The organism is Gemmatimonadota bacterium (assembly GCA_016713785.1).
Taxonomy (GTDB): domain Bacteria; phylum Gemmatimonadota; class Gemmatimonadetes; order Gemmatimonadales; family GWC2-71-9; genus JADJOM01.
Genome location: JADJOM010000003.1, coordinates 2,369,836 through 2,390,433, shown reverse-complemented (window position 1 = coordinate 2,390,433; position 20,598 = coordinate 2,369,836). Strand labels below are relative to the sequence as shown.

The 20,598-nt window shown below is 73.4% G+C and carries 17 protein-coding genes; 13 read left to right on the top strand and 4 right to left on the bottom strand.

The annotated features are described in order from the left end of the window. Positions 1-78: 78 nt before the first annotated feature. The 5 genes from IPJ95_18835 to IPJ95_18815 are packed head-to-tail and all read left to right on the top strand — an operon-like array spanning position 79 to position 4,291. Positions 79-459 carry a GntR family transcriptional regulator gene (locus IPJ95_18835; GenBank protein MBK7925658.1) on the top strand — a complete coding sequence of 127 codons (381 nt, stop codon included), beginning with the start codon at positions 79-81 and terminating at the stop codon, positions 457-459. Then, on the top strand, positions 456-1,361 hold the full coding sequence (locus IPJ95_18830) for an ABC transporter ATP-binding protein (GenBank protein MBK7925657.1): 906 nt from the start codon (positions 456-458) through the stop codon (positions 1,359-1,361). The genes IPJ95_18835 and IPJ95_18830 overlap by 4 nt, the downstream gene beginning before the upstream one ends. After that, a complete protein-coding gene (locus IPJ95_18825) occupies positions 1,361-2,014 on the top strand; it encodes a hypothetical protein (protein MBK7925656.1) in 654 nt (217 codons plus the stop codon). Before IPJ95_18830 ends, IPJ95_18825 begins: the two co-directional genes overlap by 1 nt. After that, complete coding sequence (locus IPJ95_18820) at positions 2,007-3,131, top strand: hypothetical protein (protein ID MBK7925655.1); 1,125 nt, start codon at positions 2,007-2,009, stop codon at positions 3,129-3,131. The genes IPJ95_18825 and IPJ95_18820 overlap by 8 nt, the downstream gene beginning before the upstream one ends. Further along, positions 3,122-4,291, top strand: a complete 1,170-nt coding sequence (locus IPJ95_18815) for a hypothetical protein (protein ID MBK7925654.1) — start codon at positions 3,122-3,124, stop codon at positions 4,289-4,291. The genes IPJ95_18820 and IPJ95_18815 overlap by 10 nt, the downstream gene beginning before the upstream one ends. Before the next feature lie 10 nt (positions 4,292-4,301). Here IPJ95_18815 and IPJ95_18810 read toward each other — a convergent pair whose 3' ends face one another. Together IPJ95_18810 and IPJ95_18805 are read right to left on the bottom strand one after the other, a co-directional pair. After that, positions 4,302-6,899, bottom strand: a complete 2,598-nt coding sequence (locus IPJ95_18810) for a response regulator (protein MBK7925653.1) — start codon at positions 6,897-6,899, stop codon at positions 4,302-4,304. Positions 6,900-6,902: 3 nt separating this feature from the next. Continuing rightward, positions 6,903-10,085, bottom strand: a complete 3,183-nt coding sequence (locus IPJ95_18805) for a response regulator (protein ID MBK7925652.1) — start codon at positions 10,083-10,085, stop codon at positions 6,903-6,905. A 182-nt stretch (positions 10,086-10,267) separates the two neighbouring features. Here IPJ95_18805 and IPJ95_18800 point away from each other — a divergent pair, with 182 nt between their 5' ends. The 4 genes from IPJ95_18800 to IPJ95_18785 are packed head-to-tail and all read left to right on the top strand — an operon-like array spanning position 10,268 to position 13,140. Then, entirely contained in the window at positions 10,268-10,834 is a 567-nt protein-coding gene (locus IPJ95_18800; protein ID MBK7925651.1) for an RNA polymerase sigma factor, read from the top strand. A 4-nt stretch (positions 10,835-10,838) separates the two neighbouring features. Next, on the top strand, positions 10,839-11,483 hold the full coding sequence (locus tag IPJ95_18795) for a zf-HC2 domain-containing protein (protein MBK7925650.1): 645 nt from the start codon (positions 10,839-10,841) through the stop codon (positions 11,481-11,483). A gap of 17 nt (positions 11,484-11,500) precedes the next feature. After that, entirely contained in the window at positions 11,501-12,340 is an 840-nt protein-coding gene (locus IPJ95_18790) for a DUF4097 family beta strand repeat protein (protein ID MBK7925649.1), read from the top strand. Between the two features lie 29 nt (positions 12,341-12,369). Next, on the top strand, positions 12,370-13,140 hold the full coding sequence (locus tag IPJ95_18785; GenBank protein MBK7925648.1) for a DUF4097 family beta strand repeat protein: 771 nt from the start codon (positions 12,370-12,372) through the stop codon (positions 13,138-13,140). 58 nt (positions 13,141-13,198) lie between these two features. Here the strand turns inward: IPJ95_18785 and IPJ95_18780 are convergent, their stop codons facing one another. Continuing rightward, complete coding sequence (locus tag IPJ95_18780; protein MBK7925647.1) at positions 13,199-14,536, bottom strand: amino acid permease; 1,338 nt, start codon at positions 14,534-14,536, stop codon at positions 13,199-13,201. A gap of 42 nt (positions 14,537-14,578) precedes the next feature. Continuing rightward, positions 14,579-16,180, bottom strand: a complete 1,602-nt coding sequence (locus IPJ95_18775; GenBank protein ID MBK7925646.1) for a response regulator — start codon at positions 16,178-16,180, stop codon at positions 14,579-14,581. 137 nt (positions 16,181-16,317) lie between these two features. On the opposite strand from IPJ95_18775, the gene IPJ95_18770 reads away from it, so the two are divergent. The 4 genes from IPJ95_18770 (at position 16,318) to IPJ95_18755 (ending at position 20,301) form a co-directional block, all read left to right on the top strand. Further along, on the top strand, positions 16,318-16,797 hold the full coding sequence (locus IPJ95_18770; GenBank protein MBK7925645.1) for an Lrp/AsnC family transcriptional regulator: 480 nt from the start codon (positions 16,318-16,320) through the stop codon (positions 16,795-16,797). Next, positions 16,787-17,749 (top strand): EamA family transporter, encoded by a 963-nt coding sequence (locus IPJ95_18765; GenBank protein ID MBK7925644.1) that lies wholly within the window; start codon positions 16,787-16,789, stop codon positions 17,747-17,749. The genes IPJ95_18770 and IPJ95_18765 overlap by 11 nt, the downstream gene beginning before the upstream one ends. A gap of 195 nt (positions 17,750-17,944) precedes the next feature. Further along, positions 17,945-19,483 (top strand): sigma 54-interacting transcriptional regulator, encoded by a 1,539-nt coding sequence (locus tag IPJ95_18760; protein ID MBK7925643.1) that lies wholly within the window; start codon positions 17,945-17,947, stop codon positions 19,481-19,483. A 221-nt stretch (positions 19,484-19,704) separates the two neighbouring features. Continuing rightward, complete coding sequence (locus IPJ95_18755; GenBank protein ID MBK7925642.1) at positions 19,705-20,301, top strand: hypothetical protein; 597 nt, start codon at positions 19,705-19,707, stop codon at positions 20,299-20,301. Positions 20,302-20,598 lie beyond the last annotated feature (297 nt).

Below are 20,598 nucleotides of genomic sequence, written 5' to 3'. Positions count from 1 at the left end.
CTCCACCCGCCTCTTGACGGGGCCCGCCCGAAGTCTTACTGTATCGGAACAGTAATACACTCAAGGGCCCGACCTACCATGTTCGAGCAGATCGATCCGCGGAGCGCCACCCCGCTCTACGCCCAGATCGCCACGCGGCTCAAGGTGGCCATCGCCGCCGGGGACCTGGTCCCCGGCGCGGGGCTCCCGTCGGTTCGCCAGCTCGCGGCCCAGCTGCGGATCAACCCCGCGACGGTGGTCCAGGCCTATCGGGAACTCGAGACGGAGGGATTCGTGGAGATGCGACACGGCGCCGGGACCTTCGTGCGCGAGGTGGAGGGTGCCCGGCGCGCCCGCACCCGTGCCGGCGAGGCTACCCGGCTGGTGCGCGCGCTGCTGGCGGAGGCGGCCCGGGCCGGGCTCACGGTGGAGGAGTTGCGGCGGGCGCTCGTCGACGAACTTCCCGGGAGCGGCGCATGACGCTCGCCATCCAAACCCAGGGCCTCGGCTATCGCGCGGGGAAGCAGTTCGCGATCCGGGACCTCGACCTCCATGTGCCGGCGGGCGCCATCTACGGCTTCCTGGGACCGAACGGTTCCGGCAAGACCACTACCATCCGCCTGCTGCTCGGCCTGCTCCGCCCCCAGGGCGGGGCCATCACCCTGCTGGGCGAGCCGGTGCCGGGGCGGCTCCCCGCGATCCTGGCCCGCACGGGTTACGTCCCCGAGCGCCCGCATCTGTATCCCTCGCTCACGGTGCAGGAGGCGATCGCGTATCACCGCGCCTTCTACCCCCGCTGGGACCAGCGCCGCGCCGATGACCTGCTCGCGGGGTTCCTGCTCGAGCCCGGTCGCCAGACCAGCCGCCTGTCCAAGGGGGAGCTGGGCAAGCTGATGCTGCTGCTCGTGCTGGCGCAGTCGCCCGACCTGCTGCTGCTGGACGAGCCCACCGACGGCCTCGACCCGGTGGTGCGGCGCGAGGTGCTCACCGCGCTCCTCGACTACGTGAGCCAGCGCGGGGCCACCGTGTTCATCTCGAGCCACCTGGTGCACGAACTCGAGCGCATCTGTGACTGGGTGGGCGTCATGGACCAGGGGCGGCTGGTGACCGAACTGCCGATGGAGACGTTCAAGAACGGGATCAAGCGGCTGCACGTCTCGGGCGTCCCGGCCGAGGTGGGCGCCACGCCGTTCGCGCTGGTGGCGCGGCAGGTGCACGACGGCCGGCACGAGACCTGGATCGTGCGGGGCTGGCAGGGCCCGATGCGGCAGTACATCGAGGGGCTCGGCGGCACGGTGCGCGAGGTGGTGGACCTCGACCTCGAAGAGGGGTTCGTCGAACTGCTGCGCACCGCGCGCGGCCCCGTCGCGGGGAGGTCCTGATGTTCCGAGCCATCCTCTTCACCCAGTGGAAGTGGATCCGGCTGGCGCTCGTCCCGGCCGCGTTGCTGAGCTTCCTGCTGCCGCTCCTCTCGGTCCAGGACCTCGCAGCCGTGCAGGATGGGCTGTCGCCGGCACGGTTCCTCGAGGGCCATGCGCAGATGGGCATGCTCTACCCGATGCTCGGCGCAATGCTCGCGCTGCTGGTGGCCACCGGCGCCTGGGCGGCGGACCACGCCGGGCGGCACGTGTATGCCCTCACGCTTCCCCTCGCCCGTGAGCGCCTGGTGCTGCTGCGCCTGGGCGCCGGGCTGGTGCTCCTCGCGATCCCCTTGGCCACGCTCTGGATCGGCTGCCTTCTCGCGGTGGCGGGCTCGCCGTTGCCCACCGGCCTGACCGCGTATCCCAACCTGCTGGCCCTGCGCTTCCTGTTCGCGACCCTGGTCGCGTTCGGGCTGTTCTTCGCGGTGGTGACCGGCACCGCGCGCGCCGCAGGGTGGGTGCTGGCCCTGCTCGTGGCCTGGATGCTGGCCCAGGTGCTGCTGAGCAGCGCCGGCTCGCGGGCGGACATCGTGACGCCGGTGCTGGAGCGGCTGCTGACCTGGCCCGGGCCCTTCGATGTCTTCACCGGGCGCTGGGTGCTGATCGATGTCTAGGGGATCCCTCTGCTTCGCGGCCATGCTGCTGCTGGTGTCCCCGGTGGCCGGGCAGCAGCGGGCGGCCCTGGAGGCCCGCGTCCACGACCTGCAGGCCAGGGTCGACGCGATCGGGGCGCGCATCCGCCTGCGCGACAGCGTCCTCGACGCCGGTGCCGGCTGGCGCCGCGTGACCCGGGGCGTGCTGCGGCTGGAGGTGCAGGGGCTGCGGGATACCGCCGAGGCGGCGTGCGACACGGCCGTGGCCCGGCTCGAAGCCACCTTCGGTGATGCCCTGGGCCACACCCAGCCGATCCTCATCCGGGCGACGCCCCGGGTCCGCGGCGCGGGCCAGATCAATCCTTCCGGTGCGCCCCTCGGCCTCTCGGTGCAGTTCACCGGGGACGTGATGCCCGGCCAGCCGTCCAGCGCGCCGTACGTGCCGGCGGGAGCGCCGGTGGGCGAGCTGGCCGCGGCGATTGCCAGTGCGGCGTCCGAGGCGCTCTGGTACCAGGTCGACCGGCCGTTGGCGCGGTGGCATCCCGCTGCTCCGCTGGCGGTACCGGCGTCGGTGCTCGCCCGGCGGACGTTCGTGGAGCTGGTGACGTCGGACTTCCGCAGCGTGGCCAGTTGCCTGGGCGGCGGGCTCGAGGACTGCCACCGCGCGCTCGGCCTGCTGGCGGATCCCGCCGACCTCGTGGGCCAGTACGCGCCAGAGGATCGTCAGGCGTTCGTGCGGCGGCTGGCCCAGGGAGCGGTGGGCGAGCGGGCGGGCCTGGTGGGCCAGTGCCTGCAGCTGGGACAGCAGGAGGCCTGCGACGCGCTGCTGCGCGGTCGCGACTGGGGGGCCATGGTACCCCTCGGCGAGTCCCCGCGTCAGCTCCTCCTCTCGCTGGCGCTGCGCGAGGGGGGCCCGGGGGCGATGGCGCGCCTGCTGGCACATCCGGACCAGCCCCTCCCGGCGCGCCTGGCGGCCGCCGCACGCCTGTCCGAGGATGCCCTGCTCGGGCGGTGGCTGCGGCTGGCGCGTCAGTCGCGGGCCGCCGACCACGATGACACGCCGCGCCTGGCGCTCGCCGCGTTCGGATGGTCGGCGCTGCTCTTCGGCCTGGCCGTGAGGACCTTCCGATGGCGCTGACCTTCCGCCGCTGGTGTCTCCTGCTCCTCCTGCTGCTGGCCGCGGGGGCGGTGGTGCTGCTGCCACCGAACGGCCTCGTTCCCTTCGAGCTCACCGGGGCGCTCACCCGCTGGTGGTACAGCTACGACCGCGCCCCATCCCGCGATGCGCTGCGCCAGGAGCAACTGGTGCTCGGCCGGGAGCTGTCCCGGGCCCGGCGGGAGCTGGACCATCTCATCCTCCGTGACAGCCTGCCCCGGTGGGTTCCGGCCACGGCCCCCGCGGTGAGCCTGGTGCTGCGGGGCGAAGTGCCCGCGCCCATCGCCGCGCGGATGCACCGCCTCACGGACTCGCTGGCACGCGCCCTCGCGCCGCTGGGACCGCTTCCCGGCAGCCTGGCGCTCGTGGTGGTGGCGGACACGGCCGGCACTGCGCCGCTGCTCGAAGGCACCCACCTGCTGCTGCCCCCGGCGGGCGAGGCGGGGCGCTGCGCGCTGGTCGTGCCGTCCCGGGCGCTCCGGCGCGCCGAGGGGGTGCGCCAGGCGGAGGAATCGCTCGCGCCGTGCGTGTTCTATGCGGCGTTCGGTCCGGCGGGCCCCCAGGTGGAGCGGTGGCTCTTTCATCGGGGCTTCGACCTGGCCCGCGCGGCCGACTGGTGGGAACCGGCCGTCGCGCGGGACAGCGCCAGGCTCGACGTGCGGTGGTGGAGCCCGGCGCTGGTGGCCTACATGTTCGACCGGGCCTGGCAGCCGCTGGGGTCGATCGCGCTGATGGCCTGCCGGGCCGGCCGGAGCGCATCGTGCGCCCCCGCGCTGCTCGGGCGGTCCGACGTCCGCATCGCGCCGGTCCAATACGACCGGGCGCAGGTGCTCTCCGCGCTCGCGTGGTGGGGCTACGAGAGCGAGCTGGGCGTGCAGGGGCTGGCGCGCGACCTCGTGCGGGAGTTCGGCCCGCAGCGGTTCCGGGCTTTCTGGACCTCGCCCGCCCCGCCGGCGCAGGCGTTCGAGGGGGCCTTCGGCGTGCGCTTCGATGCCTGGGCCCCGCGCTGGGTGCCGGCCGCCCTGGGCCGCACGGTAGTGGGGCCGAGCCTGCGGGTCGGGGGCGTGCTGGCCTGGCTGTCGGTGGTGGGACTGGCGCTCGGTGGTGCCGTGCTGATGGCCCGGCGGCGCCGGCTGGGCTGAGGCGGCGGCCTCAGCGGCCGGCGACGAGCTGCAGGTGCCGGTCGAGCGCGGTGCGCACCCGCTCGATCTCGACTTCGATCTCGCCGATCAGCGGCGCGGCGCCGGCCAGGTTGCCCTCGCGCCCCAGCCGCTCCATCTCGGCGCACAGGGCGGAGAGCCGCAGCGCCCCCAGGTTGCTGGCGCCCCCCTTCATGGCGTGGGCGGCGCGCATGACGGGCGAGGGGTCGTGGGCTGCGATCCCCGAGCGCATGTGCTCCACCCGCGCGGGCACCTCGCCGAAGAACAGGTCGATCAGCTCCCGCACCAGCGCCGTGCCCCCGGACGGCGAGACCGCCATGATGTCGTCGAGGATCGTCGCGTCGATCCCCTCGGGGCTGTCCGCGTCGGGAATCCGCGGGTCCGGCGCGCCCGCGGCGGCGAGCGCCGCCTCGGCGGTCATCGGGGTGGCCGCGGGGTCGCGCGGGGCCTCCCGGGCCGGCGCCGGCTCGGCCCAGCCCACCCAGCGCGCCAGCGTGGCCTGCATCTCGGCGCTGCGGATCGGCTTGCTCACGTAGTCGTCCATCCCCGCCGCGAGGCAGCGCTCCCGGTCGCCCTGCATGGCATTGGCCGTCATGGCCACGATCGGGGTGTGGCGCGCCTCGCCCTCCAGCCGGCGGATCTCGGCCGTCGCCTCGTAGCCGTCCATCTCCGGCATCTGGCAGTCCATCAGGATGATGTCGTAGGGGAGCTTGCGCGCCGCCGCCACGCCTTCGAGCCCGTTGCCCGCCACGTCCACCAGGTGGCCGAGGCGCTCGACCATCTGGGTGGCCACCTTCTGGTTGACGGGATTGTCCTCGACCAGCAGCACCCGGGCGCGGCGGAGCGGCCGGGCATCGGCCGCGCCGAGGCCCTTGAGCAGCGCGGAGCGCCGGGCGGTCCGGGGCTCGAAGCCCAGCGCGGTGCGGACCGCGTCGTGCAGGGCCAGCAGGCGCACCGGCTTGACCAGCACCTCGGTGACGCCGACGTCGGTGGCCGCGTCGGCGGCGTGGCGCTGGGTGACGGGTGCGAGCAGGATGACGCGGGTCCGCTGCAGGTGCTCGCTTTCCGCGACGGCACGGGCCAGCTCGAACCCGTCGGCCTCGCCGAGACTGCTGTCGAAGAGGGCCACGCGGATGGGCGCCGGCTCGTGCAGGCTGCCGCCGAGCCGCTCGAAGGCCTCGGAGGCGTCGTCGGTGGCCACCACGCTGAGCCCCAGCCCCTCGAGGTGTTCCACCAGCGCGAGCCGCGCGGTGGCGTGGCCGCCGGCCACCAGCGCCCGGGTGCCGGCAATGTCCTGGTCGGCCACCGCGCGCGGGTCGGCGCCGTCGGCCACGCGTCCCAGCCGCAGGGTGAACCAGAACGTGCTGCCCCGGCCGCGGACGCTCTCCACGCCGATGCCGCCGCCCATGAGCTCCACCAGCTGGCGGCAGATGGCGAGCCCGAGCCCGGTGCCGCCGTACTTCCGCGTGGTGGAATTGTCGGCCTGGGCGAAGGGCTGGAACAGGCGGGCCTGCTGCTCGGGGGTGAGGCCGATGCCGGTGTCGCGGATCTCCCACCGGACCAGGAGGTCGTCCGCCGCCTCGCTGGCGAGGGTGCAGTGCACGGTGACGGCGCCCCGGTCGGTGAACTTGAGGGCGTTCGACACCAGGTTGGTGAGCACCTGGCGGACCCGCGCCGGGTCCCCGCGCAGCAGCCGCGGGATGGCCCGCTCCACGTGCGCGGCGAGTTCCAGTCCCTTGCCGCTCGCGGTCTCGGCCAGCAGGTCGAGGGTATCCTCGAGCACCTCCTGCAGGGAGAAGTCCACGGTCTCGAGCGACATCCGCCCCGCCTCGATCTTGGAGAAGTCGAGGATGTCGTTGATGATCGTGAGCAGCGCCTCGCCGGAGGCGCGCACCGTCTCGACGTAGTTCCGCTGCTCCGGGCTGAGCGGCGTGTCGAGCAGCAGGCCGGTCATCCCGATCACCCCGTTCATCGGGGTGCGGATCTCGTGGCTCATCATCGCGAAGAACGCCGACTTGACCCGCACCGACTCGAGCGCCTGGTCCCGGGCGTGCGCGAGCTGCTCGGCCTGGACGGCCATCTGCGCGGCCTGCTCCTCCACCCGCATCCGGGCGTCCTCGACGTCGAGCGAGTAGCGGTAGAGATCCTCCTCCTGCCGCTTGCGGTCGGAGATGTCGCTGAGGGTCCCCACATAGGCGATGGTGTGCCCCGCCGGATCCACCACGGCGCGCGCCTGGGCGCCCACCCAGCGGGCGGCGCCCTCCGGCAGCCGGATCCGGAACTCGGCGATGAAGTCGCGCTGCTCGATGGCCGCGCTCTGCCACTCGGCGCGGACCGCCGTGAGGTCGTTGGTGTCGATGGCGGACATCCACCCGGCGCCCATCGCCTGCGCCTCGGAGAGGCCGGTGAGCTCGCACCACCGCGTGTTGACGTAGTGGCAGCGGCCCGCCTCGTCGGTCTCGAAGATCCCGATCGGGGCCGACGTGGTGATCCGGGTGAGCCGGTCGATGGACCCGTCCGGCGCCGCCACGTCGGGCGTGCGGGCGCGCAGCTGCCGCCGCGTGGCGCTCCAGTTCCTGAGATGCGACATGGCTCAGCGCACCGGCGCCCGCAGGGCGCCCAGTTCGTGGACCACCCGCCGGGCCTCGGCCTCCAGCTCGCCGGCGGCCCGGCCCGCCCCGACCAGGTCCACCTCCCGGGCACGCTGTTCCACCTCCTTGCACAGGCGCGCCAGCTCCCGGGCGCCGATGTAGGCGGCGCTGCTCTTGAGGGCGTGGGCCGCGGCCCGGACCCGCTCTCCCTCGCCCGTGCCGAGGGCCTCGATGATCGCCTCGCGCCGGGCCGGCAGGTCTTCCAGGAAGAGGTCGATGAACTCGGTGACGATATCGGGGGCCCCGGGCTCCTGCAGCTGGCGAAAGCCCTCGATCACGCCGCGGTCCACCGAGCCGGCCTGGGCGGGGGGCGGCGCGGCCGGGGTGATGGCCGTGGCCACCGCGCCGGTCCAGCGCGCAAGCGCCTCGGCCAGCTGCTCCGGCTGCACCGGCTTGCTCAGGTAGTCGTCCATGCCGGCGGCAAGGCAGCGCTCACGGTCGCCCTGCATGGCGTTGGCGGTCATCGCGATGATCGGGGTGCGGCTCGCCTCGGTCGCCAGCTGCCGGATGGCGGCGGTCGATTCATAGCCGTCCATCTCCGGCATCATGCAGTCCATGAAGACCACGTCGTAGCCCACCTGGCCCACCAGGTCGAGCGCCTCCCGCCCGTTGGCGGCCAGGTCCACCCGGCAGCCGAGGCGGCTCAGCATCCGCGCGGCCACCTTCTGGTTCACGCTGTTGTCGTCCACCACCAGCACCCGCAGGGTCCCTGGCGCAGGCGCGGCCGGGGCCATGGCGGGCACCAGCCCGGCCGATGCCACCGCCCGCCGCGCCTCGGCGCCGGGCGGCGGCTCCGCCGCGCCCCCCGCGGTCAGGACCAGCCGGAGCGCGGCCTGGAGGTCGTCGCGGCGGGCCGGCTTGCGGACTAGCGCGGCGAACCCCTCCCCCCGCAGCCACCCTTCCCGCGGCTGGGTGATGATGCCGCTCACCAGCACCAGTGGCGTGTCGGCGATCGCCGGGTCGCCCCGGATGGTGCGGGCCAGTTCGGCGCCGGTCTCGGTGCCGAGCCCGCAGTCGAGGAAGGCCACGCGAAAGGGATCGCCCGCCGCCCGCTGCTGCCGCAGCAGGGCCAGGGCCTCGGCACCGGATCCGACGGCCTCGGGGGAGGCCCCCAGCGCGAGCAGCTGCTCGGTCATCACCCGGCGCACCTGGGGCACGTCGTCCACCACCAGGACCCGGGTCCCGCCGGGGGACGGCGCCGGTTCCCCCGTGGCGCCCGCGGCGGCCAGCGGGAAGGGGAGGGTGAACCAGAAGCTGCTGCCCTGGCCGGCCTCGCTGTGCACGCCGATGCTGCCGCCCATGAGGCGCACCAGCTGGCGGCTGATCGTGAGGCCGAGGCCGCTGCCACCGTAGCGCCGCGTGGTCGAGGCGTCGGCCTGGGTGTACTGCTCGAAGATCGCGTCCTGCTTCTCTCGCGGGATACCGATCCCGGTGTCGCTCACCGAGAAACGCAGCAGCGCGCGCCCTGGGCTCGCGGGCTCCGGGGCCACCTCGATCATGACCTGGCCCCGTTCGGTGAACTTGACCGCGTTGCCCACCAGGTTGGTGAGCACCTGGCGCACCCGCCCGGCGTCCCCGACGACGTGGCGCGGCACCTCCGGTGGGACCCGGACGATCAGCTCCAGCCCCTTCTCCTGGACCCGGGGCATCAGCAGGTCGGCCACGTCCTCGCAGGCGCGGAGCAGGTCGAACGGGGCCACCTCGATGCTCAGCTTGCCGGCCTCGATCTTGGAGACGTCGAGGATGTCATTGATGATCGTGAGCAGTCCCTCGGCGGAGCTGCGGATGGTCTCGGCGCAGTCGCGCTGGTCCGCGGTGAGCTCGGTGCTGAGCAGCAGGCCGGTCATCCCGATCACCCCGTTCATCGGGGTACGGATCTCGTGGCTCATGCTGGCGAGGAACTCGGACTTGAGCCGGGCGGAATCGATCGCCTGCTGGCGCGCGCGGACCAGGTCGTCGATCACGTCGGTGACCATCACGATGCCGCCACAGCTCCCGTCGGTGCGCCGCCACGGATGGATGGCCCAGCGCAGGTGGGTGCTCTCCCCGGTGGCGCGCTCGAAGAGGTCATCCGGGCTGTTGAGCGCCTCGCCCGCGAGGGCGCGCCGGTGCAGCGCCCTCCACCGCTCGGGGATGTCGGGGAACACCTCGTAGTGGCTGAGCCCCCGGAGGTCCCGGTCGCCCAGCCCGTAATCCGCGAGCCACTGCCGGCTCCAGGCCAGGTAGCGCAGGTCGGTGTCGAGCAGCGCGATGGCGATCGGCGCCTGGGCGATGCTCTCGCCGAGGATCGAGCGCTCGTTCTCCAGCACCTCGCGGGCCCGGTGGGTCTCGGTCACGTCGGTGCAGATGCCGACGTAGCCGGCGAAGGTGCCGTCGGCCAGGTACCGCGGCGAGCCGTGGTCCGCGAGCCAGCGGTACTCGCCATCGTGGCGCCGGAGCCGATATTCCATCTGGAAGGGCACCCGGTCCGCGAACGACCGGGCGTAGGTCTGCTGGCTGTCGGCGTAGTCGTCGGGGTGCACGTCCTCGCTCCACCCGATCCCCAGCTCCTGTTCCAGCGACCGCCCCGTGAAGCGCAGCCACTCGGCGTTGACGTAGTTGCACGAGGTATCGGGGCCCGACATCCAGATGAGGACGGGCGCCTGGTCGGCGAGGGTGCGGAAGCGCTCCTCGCTCTCCCGGAGCCGCGACTCCCAGGCCCGGACGGCCTCGATGCGCTTCCGCTCCAGCGTGGTATCGCCCAGGCTGCCCACCCAGGCCTCGAGGGTGCCGTCCGCCCCGCGCTGGGGGGCGAAGTGCAGCCGGGCCCAGAAGGCGGTGCCGTCGGCGCGGCGGCACTGCACCTCCTCGGTGACCTCGGTGGCGCTGTCCAGGTCGGCGCCCCAGCGGGCGAGCAGGCGGGGCCAGCCCTCGTCCGGCAGGATCCGCTGCCAGCCGGCGCCCAGCGCCTCGGCCAGGCCCAGCCCGGTGAGGGCGGCCCAGCGGGCGTTGACGAAGGTGCAGTGGCCGTCGGGCCGGCAGACGAAGATCGCGCAGGGGAGCGCCGTGAGGACGGAGAGGCTCTCGCCGTCCGCCGCGCCCGTCGGAGCGCTGCCGGGGACCCGCTTGTTGACCATGCCGTGCAAGGACACCATTCCTGGACAGTGGATCGGGGTGGGCCGGCCCCTCGAAGTCGCATCCCAATAATCGGTTAGGATGGGCCGGGCCTTGAGGCAGGGCCCCCGCCCCCCCCGGCGCCACGGCCCGAAACCCGGATCCCGGGCCTCCCGTTCCAACCGGGACGACCCCGGACTGTCCAACCGGGCGCATGCTGACCACGCACACGGGAACCGGAACCCTGCGGACCACCGACGCCAGCACCGCCGACGCCGACGCCATCGATGCCGCGCTCGCGGCCAGCGGGGATGCGCACGCCTTCGAGCGGCTCTACCGCCGGCACGTGAACCGGGTGCACAACCTGGTGCGGCGGATGCTCGGGGAGGAGGCGGAGGACGTGACCCAGGAGGTGCTGGTGCGGGCGTGGCAGAAGCTGGGCACCTTCCGCGGCGAGGCGGCCTTCGGGACCTGGCTGCATCGGCTGGCGGTGAACGTGATCCTGAACCGGCGCACCTCGCGGGGCCGCTGGCGGCGGCTGTTCGCGGAGGAGCCGGACGGCGGGATCGACCTCCCCGGCCGCCCCGCCAGCCCGGCGCATGGGCTGGACTTCGAGACCGCGATGGCGCGCCTGTCGCCGGGCGCCCGGCAGGTGTTCGTGCTGCACGACGTCGAGGGCTACCGGCACGAGGAGATCGCCGGGATGCTCGGCATCAACGTCGGGACCTCCAAGTCGCAGCTGCACTACGCGCGCATGGCGCTGCGCAAGACCCTGGGGTGAGGCCATGATCCATCCGCTGCCGGACGAATGCTCGGAGTACCTCGATGGCGGACTGCCCGCCGAGCGCGCGGCGCGGCTGGAGCGCCACGTGGCCGGCTGCGCGGAATGCGCCGCGTTGCTCGAGGAACTGCGCCGGGTGGTGGTGCGGGCCCAGGCCCTCGACGACCAGCCGCCGCGCCGGGACCTCTGGCCCGGGGTGGCCGCGGCCATCGGCGCCGGTCCCGGCCGCCGCCGCGAGGTGGCCCTGCCGCTGCCGCTGCTGCTCGCCGCCGCCCTCGCGCTGATGGTGCTCTCGGGGGGCAGCGTGCTGGTGTGGACCCGGTCCCGTCCGCCGGTCCCGGCGCTCGCCGTCGCGCCTGCGCCGGACCCCGCGGTGAGCGCCGCCGGGGCGGGCGTCGACCGCGGCTACGCCGGGGCGGTGCGGGCCCTCGAGGCGGAGCTGGCCCAGGGCCGCGGGCGGCTCGACACGCTGACCGTCCGGGTGCTGGAGGAGAAGCTCGCCCTGATCGACCGGGCCATCGGGGAGGCCGAGCGCGCGCTCGCCACCGATCCCGCCAACGGATACCTCGCCGGGCACCTGACCCAGACCCGGCTGCGCAAACTCGACCTGCTCCGCCGGGCCGCGGTCCTCAGCCGCGCGGTGAGCTGACCCATGGGGACTGCCTGATGCTGACCTTGCTTCTTGCGCTGGCCACGGTGCCTCAGGGCACCGACACGACGATCGCCGTCCGGGGCGCCACCCGGCTCGAGCTCAGCAGCTTCGAGGGGGCCATCACGGTGGCCACCTGGAACCGGCCCTCCGTCCGGATCCAGGCGGACCACGACGAGGACACCCGCGTGGAGGTCAATGCCGGCGCGCGCAGCCTGCGGGTCCGCGCCCACAGCCGCTACGGCCCGCCCGAGGTCACCTGGCGCCTCACGGTGCCCGCGGACCTCACCTTGGACCTGGCCTCGCAGAGCGGGGACATCCGGGTGAGTGGCACCCGCGGCGAGGTGAACCTCTCTACCGTCGAGGGGAACGTCACGGTGCAGGGCGGGGTGTCCTTCGTGTCGGTGCAGTCAGTGGAGGGCGACCTGGACATCTCCGACGTGGATGGACGGGTGAACCTGTCCACCGTCGACGGGGGCATCACCGTGCGGGGCGCCCGGGGCGAACTCCGGGCCAATGCCGTGGACGGGGCCATCCGGCTCGCGGACGTCCGCGCCACGCGGGTGGACGCCAGCACCGTGGACGGCGAGATCGAATTCACCGGCGTACTCGAGGCCGGCGGGCGCTACCACCTCACGTCGCACGACGGCGACGTGACGGTGACGGTCCCCACCATCGACGCCGAGGTCTCGGTCTCCACCTTCAGTGGCGAGTTCGAGTCCGACTTCCCGGTGACGGTCACCGGCGCCGCCGGTGGCCGGCGGCTCAGCTTCACCCTCGGGACGGGCGCCGCCCGGCTCGAGCTGGAGTCCTTCGACGGCACGGTCGCGCTCCGCAGGAGCGGCAGCCCGCGCTGACCCTTCACCGCGCTCCCCCTGGAGACTGCATGCGTTCCCTGATGTTCGCCCTCGCCCTCCCTGCGCTGGCCGCCCTGCCCCTCGGCGCCCAGGACTTCCGCTGGCAGGGGGCCCTCGCCAGCGGCCGGACCCTCGAGGTCCGGGGCATCAACGGCCGCATCCGCGCCACCCGCGCCGACGGGGCCCAGGCCCTGGTCACCGCCACCAAGCGGGCCAAGGACGACGATCCGGACTCGGTGGAGATCAAGGTGGTGGAGCACGCCGGGGGCGTGACGATCTGCGCGGTGTATCCCTCGCGCCGGGGCGGGCGGGCCAACGAGTGCCGCCCGGGCGGTGGCACGATGAACCCCCGCGACAACGACGTCGAGGTGCTGTTCGAGGTGCAGGTGCCCGCCGGCGTGCACTTCGAGGGCAGCAACGTCAACGGCGACGTGACCGGCGAGTCCCTCCCCGCCGACGCGGCCATCAGTACCGTCAACGGCGACGTGAGCGTCTCCGCGGCCGGGATGGTCGAGGCCACCACGGTGAACGGCTCGATCGACGCCAGCCTGGGCAGCCGAGTCCTGGAGCGGTCCGTGAAGTTCACCACCGTCAACGGCGGGATCACCGTCACCCTGCCGGCGGGGGCGAGCGCCGACGTCGAGGCGAGTACGGTCAACGGTGCGATCGACACCGACTTCCCCATCAACGTGACGGGCCGGGTGAACCCGCGGTCGCTGCGCGGCCGGATCGGGGAGGGCGGACGCACGCTGGAACTGACCACCGTCAACGGCGGGATCCGGATCCGGCGCGGCCGCTGAGCGGCGGGCCCCGGCAGCTGCCTGCGGCGCCCCCGGTGGCCGGGGGCGCCGCGCGCGTTCAGGGCCCGGGCGGCGCGGCCCGGGGCGGCCGCCGCTTCCAGAACAGGAATACCGGGATCCCGAGCAGGAGGATGGCCGTGCCCAGCAGCGCGTTCCGCGGGTTCGAGATGATGGACCCCCCGACCACGTACAGCGAGGCCGCGATGAACAGCAGCGGCGTCACCGGCCATCCCGGCACCCGGAAGGCCGCGGTGCGCCCCGCCGCGGCATCGCGCCGCCGGATGGCGAACAGCGCCACCACGCACAGCCCGAAGAAGATCCAGTCGCAGAACACCACGTAGTCGAGCAGCTGGCCGTACCGCCCGGTGAACAGCAGCAGCTCCGCCCACAGTCCCTGGAACAGGATGGCCGTCCCCGGCGTGCGATGCGTCGGGTGCAGTGCGGCGAACGCCGGGAAGAAAAGCCCGTCGGCCGCCAGCGTGCGGTACACCCGGGGCGAGACCATGATGACCAGGTTCAGGAACCCGAAGGTCGAGGCGGTGATGCCGAGGCTGATCACCAGCGCCCCGGCGGGACCGAGCGCGGCGCGCATCGCGTCGGCCGCGGGCGCCGCGCTCGCGGCGAGCCCGGCCGGCCCGAGCATACGCAGGTAAGCCACGTTGGCCAGCAGGTACACCGCCACCACGATCACCACCCCGAGCACCAGCGCCCTGGGCAGGTTCCGGAGCGGGTCGATGATCTCCTCGGCGATGAAGTTGGTCTGCTGCCAGCCGCCGTAGGCGAAGAGCACCGGCACCAGCGCGGCGGCGATGGCCACCGCGGGGTGGGCCGGCGCCGGAGGGGCGGGGGCCGCCGCGGCCGGCGCCGCCCACGCCACCCCCACCGCGATCAGGAAGCCGAGCGCCACCAGCTTGAGCACGGTGAAGATGTTGGTGGTGAAGGCGCCCGGGCGGATGCCGAGGTAGTTGATGCAGGTGAGCGCCGCGATCGCGGCGGCCGCGAGGGGGCGGCCCCAGCCGGGCGGCAGCCCGAGCAGCGGCACCGCGTAGCTCGCGAACGTCACCGCGACCGCCGCGATGGCGCCGGTGGCCATCACCAGCAGCAGGGCCCAGGCATACAGGAACGCGGGGAGCGCCCCGAGCCCCTCGCGCAGGTAGACGTAGCTGCCGCCGGCCTGCGGCCGCCGCTGCCCCAGCTCCCCGAAACAGAAGGCGCCGATGAGCGCGATACCGCCCCCGAGGATCCAGATCCCGAGCGTCAGGGGCGCGGTCCCGACGCGCTGGGCCACGATCGCGGGGTTGATGAAGATGCCGGAGCCGATGATGCCGCCGACGACGGCCATGGTGCCGGAGAAGAGCCCGAGGGTGCGGCGGTAGCTGACGGGAGGGGAGGTCATGCCCCCAATGTACCGGCGTGGGGGGAGGGCGCCACCGCCGCGTCAGGCCGCGGGGACCCCCGCGAGGCTCGGGCGACGCAGCAACCGGCGCACCCGGACCACGAGTTCGCGCATCGAGGCCGGCTTGGTGAGGTAGTCGTCGGCGCCGAGCTCGAACGCGCGGACGATGTGGGCCTCGTCGCCGACCGCGGTCAGCATCATCACGGGGATATGCAGCAGGTCGGACTGCTCCCGCAGCGCGCGGAGGAACGCGAGCCCGTCGAGGTTGGGCATCTGGATGTCACTGATGATGAGGCTGGCGCCCGAGGTGGGCAGGGCGGCGAGCGCCGCTTCACCGTCGGGATAGGCCACCACCTCGAAGCCCTCCCGGCGGAGGTGCTGGGTCACCAGGCGGCGCATCGCGGGGTCGTCCTCGGCCAGCAGCACGCGGCGGGACGGGACCGCGAGGCTCGCCTCGCCGGAGACCACCCGGTTCCGGCCGGACGCCTTGGCCACGTACCGGAGCCGGTCGGCCTGCGCAAGACCCTCCTCGATGGCCTGCCCGGCCTCGAGGTCCACCACCCCGGCGGAGAAGCTGACGGTGAGCGGCGCCTCTGGCGTGGCGCGGAAGTCCACCCGGCGAAGCATGCCCCGCGCCTGATCCACGATCACGGCCGCCTCCGCCGCGGTCCGGCCCGCGAAGAGCGCGATGAACTCCGCCCCGTCCCAGCGGGCAAACACCGCCGCCTGCCGCAGCACCATGGCCAGCCGGATCCCGGCCCGGCGGAGCACGCTGTCCGCGAACTGGCGTCCCCAGGTCTCCTCGATCCACCGGAAGTGATCGAGGTCGAGGACCGCGAGGGCGAAGCGGGTGTCGGCCGGGCTGGCGTGGCGCAGGTGCGCCAGGCGCTCGAGGAACGCCGCCCGGTTGGGCAGGCCGGTGACCGGATCCCGCCGGGCCAGCTCCGCCTGAGTGGCGTGCCGCTCCAGCCGGGAACTCACCGCCACGGCGAAGGCCTCGAAATCGAGCGGCTTCTCGAAATAGGCATCAGCCCCGAGGGCAAAGCACTCCGCCTTGGTCTGGCTGCCGAGTCGGGCGGAGACCACGAAGACCGGCACCCCCGAGCTCCGGGGATGGGAGCGCAACTCCACGAGGAGGGCCCGGCCGTCGTCGTCGGGCAGGATCAGGTCCAGGAGCACGAGGTCGACCGGGGTCTGGCGCAGGACCTCCCGGGCGCCGGCGGCGGTCCCGACCGTCACCACCCGGCGGCCGTGGACGCTGAGCCCGCGTTCCAGCGCGCGGGCAAAGAGCACGTCATCCTCCACGATGAGGATGATCCCCCCGGCCCGGGCACCAGGGGCCTGGACGGCCCGGTGGAGCAGGCTCACCAGTCCCGCGGTCGCGGCGGGGAGGGCCTGGGGGTCGGCCTGGAGGACCGCCTCGGCGGCCCCCAGTTGCTCCGGCCGACCTTCGAGCGCGCCCCCTTCCACGAGGGCACGGGCCAGGCGCCGCACCGTCCCGTCGGCCTCCGCGCGGTCGGCCTCGGAGTCGAACCGACGCACGGCGGCCTCGAGGGCGGCGAGGGCGGCGGTCACGCCGCCGCGGCGGCCCGGGGCGGGGCCGCTTCCCGGGGCGGCATCGGCCGAAAAGGAGGCAGGGCGCATCACCCTCCAGTATCGGCGGGGGCCGGGTGGGGATGAGTCCGCCGATCGGGCGCCCGGGATGGTTGCTCGCCGACGATTGTTCGGTATTTTCAGCAATGAGCCGAACGTTCGTGGGTGCCCGCGCCCTGGAGACCCCGATGCCCGATGCCACCGACCTGGCCATCCTGCAGCTGCTGCAGGCCAACGCCCGCACCAGCAACGCGGACATCGCCCGCCGCCTCGACATGGCGCCCTCGGCCATCCTCGACCGGATCCGGAAGCTCGAGCAGAAGGGCATCATCCAGGGGTACACCGCCCGGATCGCCCCGGGCGCCGTCGGCCTCGGGCTCACCGCGTTCATCCTCGTCCGCACCGAGGAGCGGGTCGGGCTCGGCACCATCGGCCAGGCGCTCGCCCGGGTCCCGGAGGTCCTCGAGGTCCATCACGTCGCCGGGGAGGACTGCTACCTGGTCAAGGTCCGGGTCCCCGATACCGCCGCGCTGAGCCGCCTGCTGCACGAGCGCTTCGGGCGCCTCAAGGGCGTCCGCAACACCCGCAGCACCATCGTGCTGGCCACCGTCAAGGAAGGCGCGCCGCTCCCGCTCCCCACCGGCAAGGGGGTGGACCATGACGCCTGAACAGGCCGCGCGGCACCGCCTCACCCTGCTGCTCGCGTTCGCGGCGATCTACCTCATCTGGGGCTCGACCTACCTTGCGATCGCCTTCGCGATCCACACCATTCCGCCGCTCCTCATGGCGGGGGTCCGGTTCCTCGTGGCCGGCGGGCTGCTCTACGCCTGGTCCCGGCTGCGGGGCGCCCCGCGCCCCCGGCCGGTGCAGTGGGGCTGGGCCTTCCTGCTCGGGGCGCTGTTCTTCCTGGTGGGCAACGGCGCTGTGGTGTGGGTGGAGCAGTCCATTCCCTCGGGCCTGGTGGCCCTGATCGTGGCCATGGTCTCGGTCTGGACCGCCCTGCTCGAATGGCTCCGTCCCGGGGGCGCCCGGCCTACCGGCATGGTCCTCGCCGGCATCGCCCTGGGGTTTGCCGGGGTGGCCCTGCTGGTGCTCCCCGGCCAGGGCGACGCGGGGCACGCCGACCCCGCCGGGGTGGCCCTCCTCATGTGCTCCACCTTCGCCTGGGCCCTGGCGTCGGTACTGTCCCGCACCGCCGACCTGCCCGCCAGCGCCCCGCAGGTCTCCGGCATGGAGATGCTCGCCGGCGGGGTGTGGTTGTTCGGCGCGAGCCTGCTGCACGGCGACCCGCGCCACTTCGACCCGGGGCTGGTCACGCTCAAGTCGGGGCTGTCGGTCCTCTACCTGATCGTCTTCGGGTCGCTGGTCACCTTCACGGCCTTTGCCTGGCTGCTGCAGGTCACCACCCCCAACAAGGTGGCCACCGCCGGCTACGTGAACCCGATGGTGGCGGTCTTCCTGGGCTGGGCCTTCGGCGGCGAGGCGCTCACCCCGCGGGCCCTGCTGGCGTCGCTGGTGATCGTGTGCTCCGTGGTGCTGATCATCACCGGGCGTGAGTTCTCGCTGTCCCGGCTGCGGCCGGCGGTCCGGCGCGCCGCCTCCGCCCCCAAGCCGCGTTGACGCCGCCGCCCCTCCCCCCTATTCTTGCATTCATGTCGCCTCGCGCCGCCGGTCACGCCCTGGTCACCCCGAATAATTGCCGGGGTAATGGGATTCCTTGACCCGGAGCGTGGCCGGCGCCTGGCGCCCTGATGCATTCAGCGGCCCGCTCCTCCCTCGAGCGGGCCGTTCGCTTTGTCAGCCCTGGAGGTATCCATGACGATGTCCGCCGCGTTGCCCGTCCACCCCCCCGAACCGGTCGAGGAGCTGGTCGAGCTTGCCACGCTGTTCGACGTGAGTGAGGCCCTGGGCGGGTCCACCCCGCTGCACGACGGGCTCCGGGAGGTGATGGCGCTGCTGCGCCGCCACCCGGGAGCCCTCCGCGGCTCCCTCACCCTGCTGGACGAAGAGACCGGGGAGCTCTACATCGAGGCCTCCCTCGACCTGCCGCAGGAGGGCCGGCTGGCCCGGTACCAGGTCGGGGAGGGGATCACCGGAGAGGTGGTCGCGACCGGGCGGCCGATGGTAGTGCCGGACGTGGCCCGGGAGCCGCGCTTCCTGCACCGCACCCTCCGCCGGGGCCTGCATCCTGCCGACGCGGTGACCTTTGCCTGCGTGCCCATCCTGGTGGACCACCGGGCCGTCGGCGCCCTCTCGGTGGACCTGCCCCACCGCCCCGGCGACGACACCGCCCCGCTGGTCAAGTTCCTCCACGTGGTGGCCGCGCTGGTGGCGCTCCGGCTCAAGACCCAGCGGCCCCTGGAAGAGGAGAACCGCCGCCTCAAGCAGACCCTGCGGGAGCGCTACGACTTCAGTCACCTGATCGGCACCAGCCGCCCGATGCGCGACGTGCTCGCGCAGGTCTCCCAGGTGGCCGGCACCCAGACCACCGTCCTCATCCGGGGTGAATCCGGCACCGGCAAGGAGCTGATCGCCTCGGCGCTGCACTTCCACAGTCCCCGCGCCGCCGGGCCCCTGGTCAAGGTCAACTGCGCCGCCCTGCCCGAGACCCTCATGGAATCCGAGCTCTTCGGGCATGAGCGCGGGGCCTTCACCGGGGCGCTGAGCCGCAAGGCGGGGCGGTTCGAGCGGGCCCACGGCGGGACCATCTTCCTTGACGAGATCGGGGAGCTCTCCCTGGCCACCCAGGCCAAGCTGCTGCGGGTGCTGCAGGAGCGGGAGTTCGAGCGGGTGGGTGGCGGCGACCCGATCCCGGTCGACGTCCGCATCATCACCGCCACCAACCGCGACCTCGAGGAGGCCATCCGCCAGCGGACCTTCCGGGAGGACCTCTACTACCGGCTCAACGTCTTTCCGGTGTTCCTGCCGCCGCTCCGCGACCGGAAGACCGATATCCTGCTCCTGGCCGACCACTTCATCGAGAAATACGCCATGGCGCACCAGAAGCCGGTCACCCGGCTGACCACTCCCGCGATCGACATGCTGATGCGGTACCACTGGCCCGGCAACGTGCGCGAACTCGAGAACGTGATCGAGCGCGCCGTCGTGGTGGCCGACGGTCCCGCGATCCATGGCCGTCACCTGCCGCCCTCGCTCCAGGTGCCCGAGCTGGCCGGGCCGCCGCGCGGCCCCATGAAGGCCATGGTCGAGCGCTTCGAGGCCGACATCCTCGTCGACGCCCTCAAGGAGGCCCGGGGCTCCGTGGCCGAGATCACCCAGGCGCTGGGGAGTACCGAGCGGATCATCCGCTACAAGCTCCGGAAGTACGGCATCAAGCCGGGCCGTTATACCTGAATCGACGCAACCGATCACCCCATTTGTGTGCCGGGTGGGTCGGGCAGGAACAGAAATGATGGTGACGGGTTGCCAGGCCCGTCCATCATCGCTCTCACCGCAGGATCGCTAACCCCTTCCATCATCATCGTTTTCCGGGTGCGTACCGCACGAGCGGCCGCCACCCGGGGCCGCGGCACGGGACTTGTCCTAGGGGATCCCATCACTCGCTGGGAGATCCGATGCGTGCCACGTTCCGCGTACTGCTGTTCCTTGCCCAACCACTCGTCACCGCCGCGCCGCTCGCGGCGCAGGCGGAGGTCGCCCTGGCGGCGCCGTACCCGCTGTCCCCGTCACCCGGGGACACCCGGCCCGCCGTCCGCGCCATCTGGGGCGTGCGTCTCACCAGCGACTGGCCGCAGTATGTCTCCGGTGCCGAGTGCGTGAACGGCGGCAGCGAGACCCTGACCGGCACCTTGATCCGGGACGCGGCGGGAGGGTTCCGCGGGCTGCTGGAGCGCTCCGCCGTGATCCGGTTCTGCGGCCAGCACGGGCAGGCCGCGACGGCCTGCACCCTGACCCTGACCAGCACGGGTGTGGTCGAGGCCGTGGCGCGGGAACAGCGGGATGGGGCGGAGACGTGGCTCGCCCTTTCGTGGGCGGCACCGGAGGGGGGGGCGGAGGCCCAGGTCACCGGGAGCTGCCCCGCGGCCTTCCAGGCTGCGGTGGAGCGGCTGTACCTGTCGGTGGGCCACACGCTGGAGGTCCCCCTGACGGCCGGCGGCGGAGCCCAGGTCGTCCGGCTGGAGGACTACGGGTGGATCGCGGAGCTCCGCTGAGCGCCGTCCGGGGTTCCTGGCCCCGAACCCAGGGCACTTCCGCGCGCAGGCGCGCGCGCCGGCACCGGCGTGCTGGCGCCCGCCTGCCGCGGTCGCCCCGGGAGAGGTGACCAGGCGGATCCTGACGGGCGCCGGTCCGCGTCCGGGAGCATCGCTGGAAGGGGAGGAAAGGTGGCAGGTCGCAGGCGTTCGCGTGGCGGTGCGGGGACCGTCCATGCGTGGCGCCTGCGTCCTGTCACTTTTTCGCGTGTTGACCGTCTCCCCCGGGTCGACGATCTTGTGCGCTCCCGCCCTCTC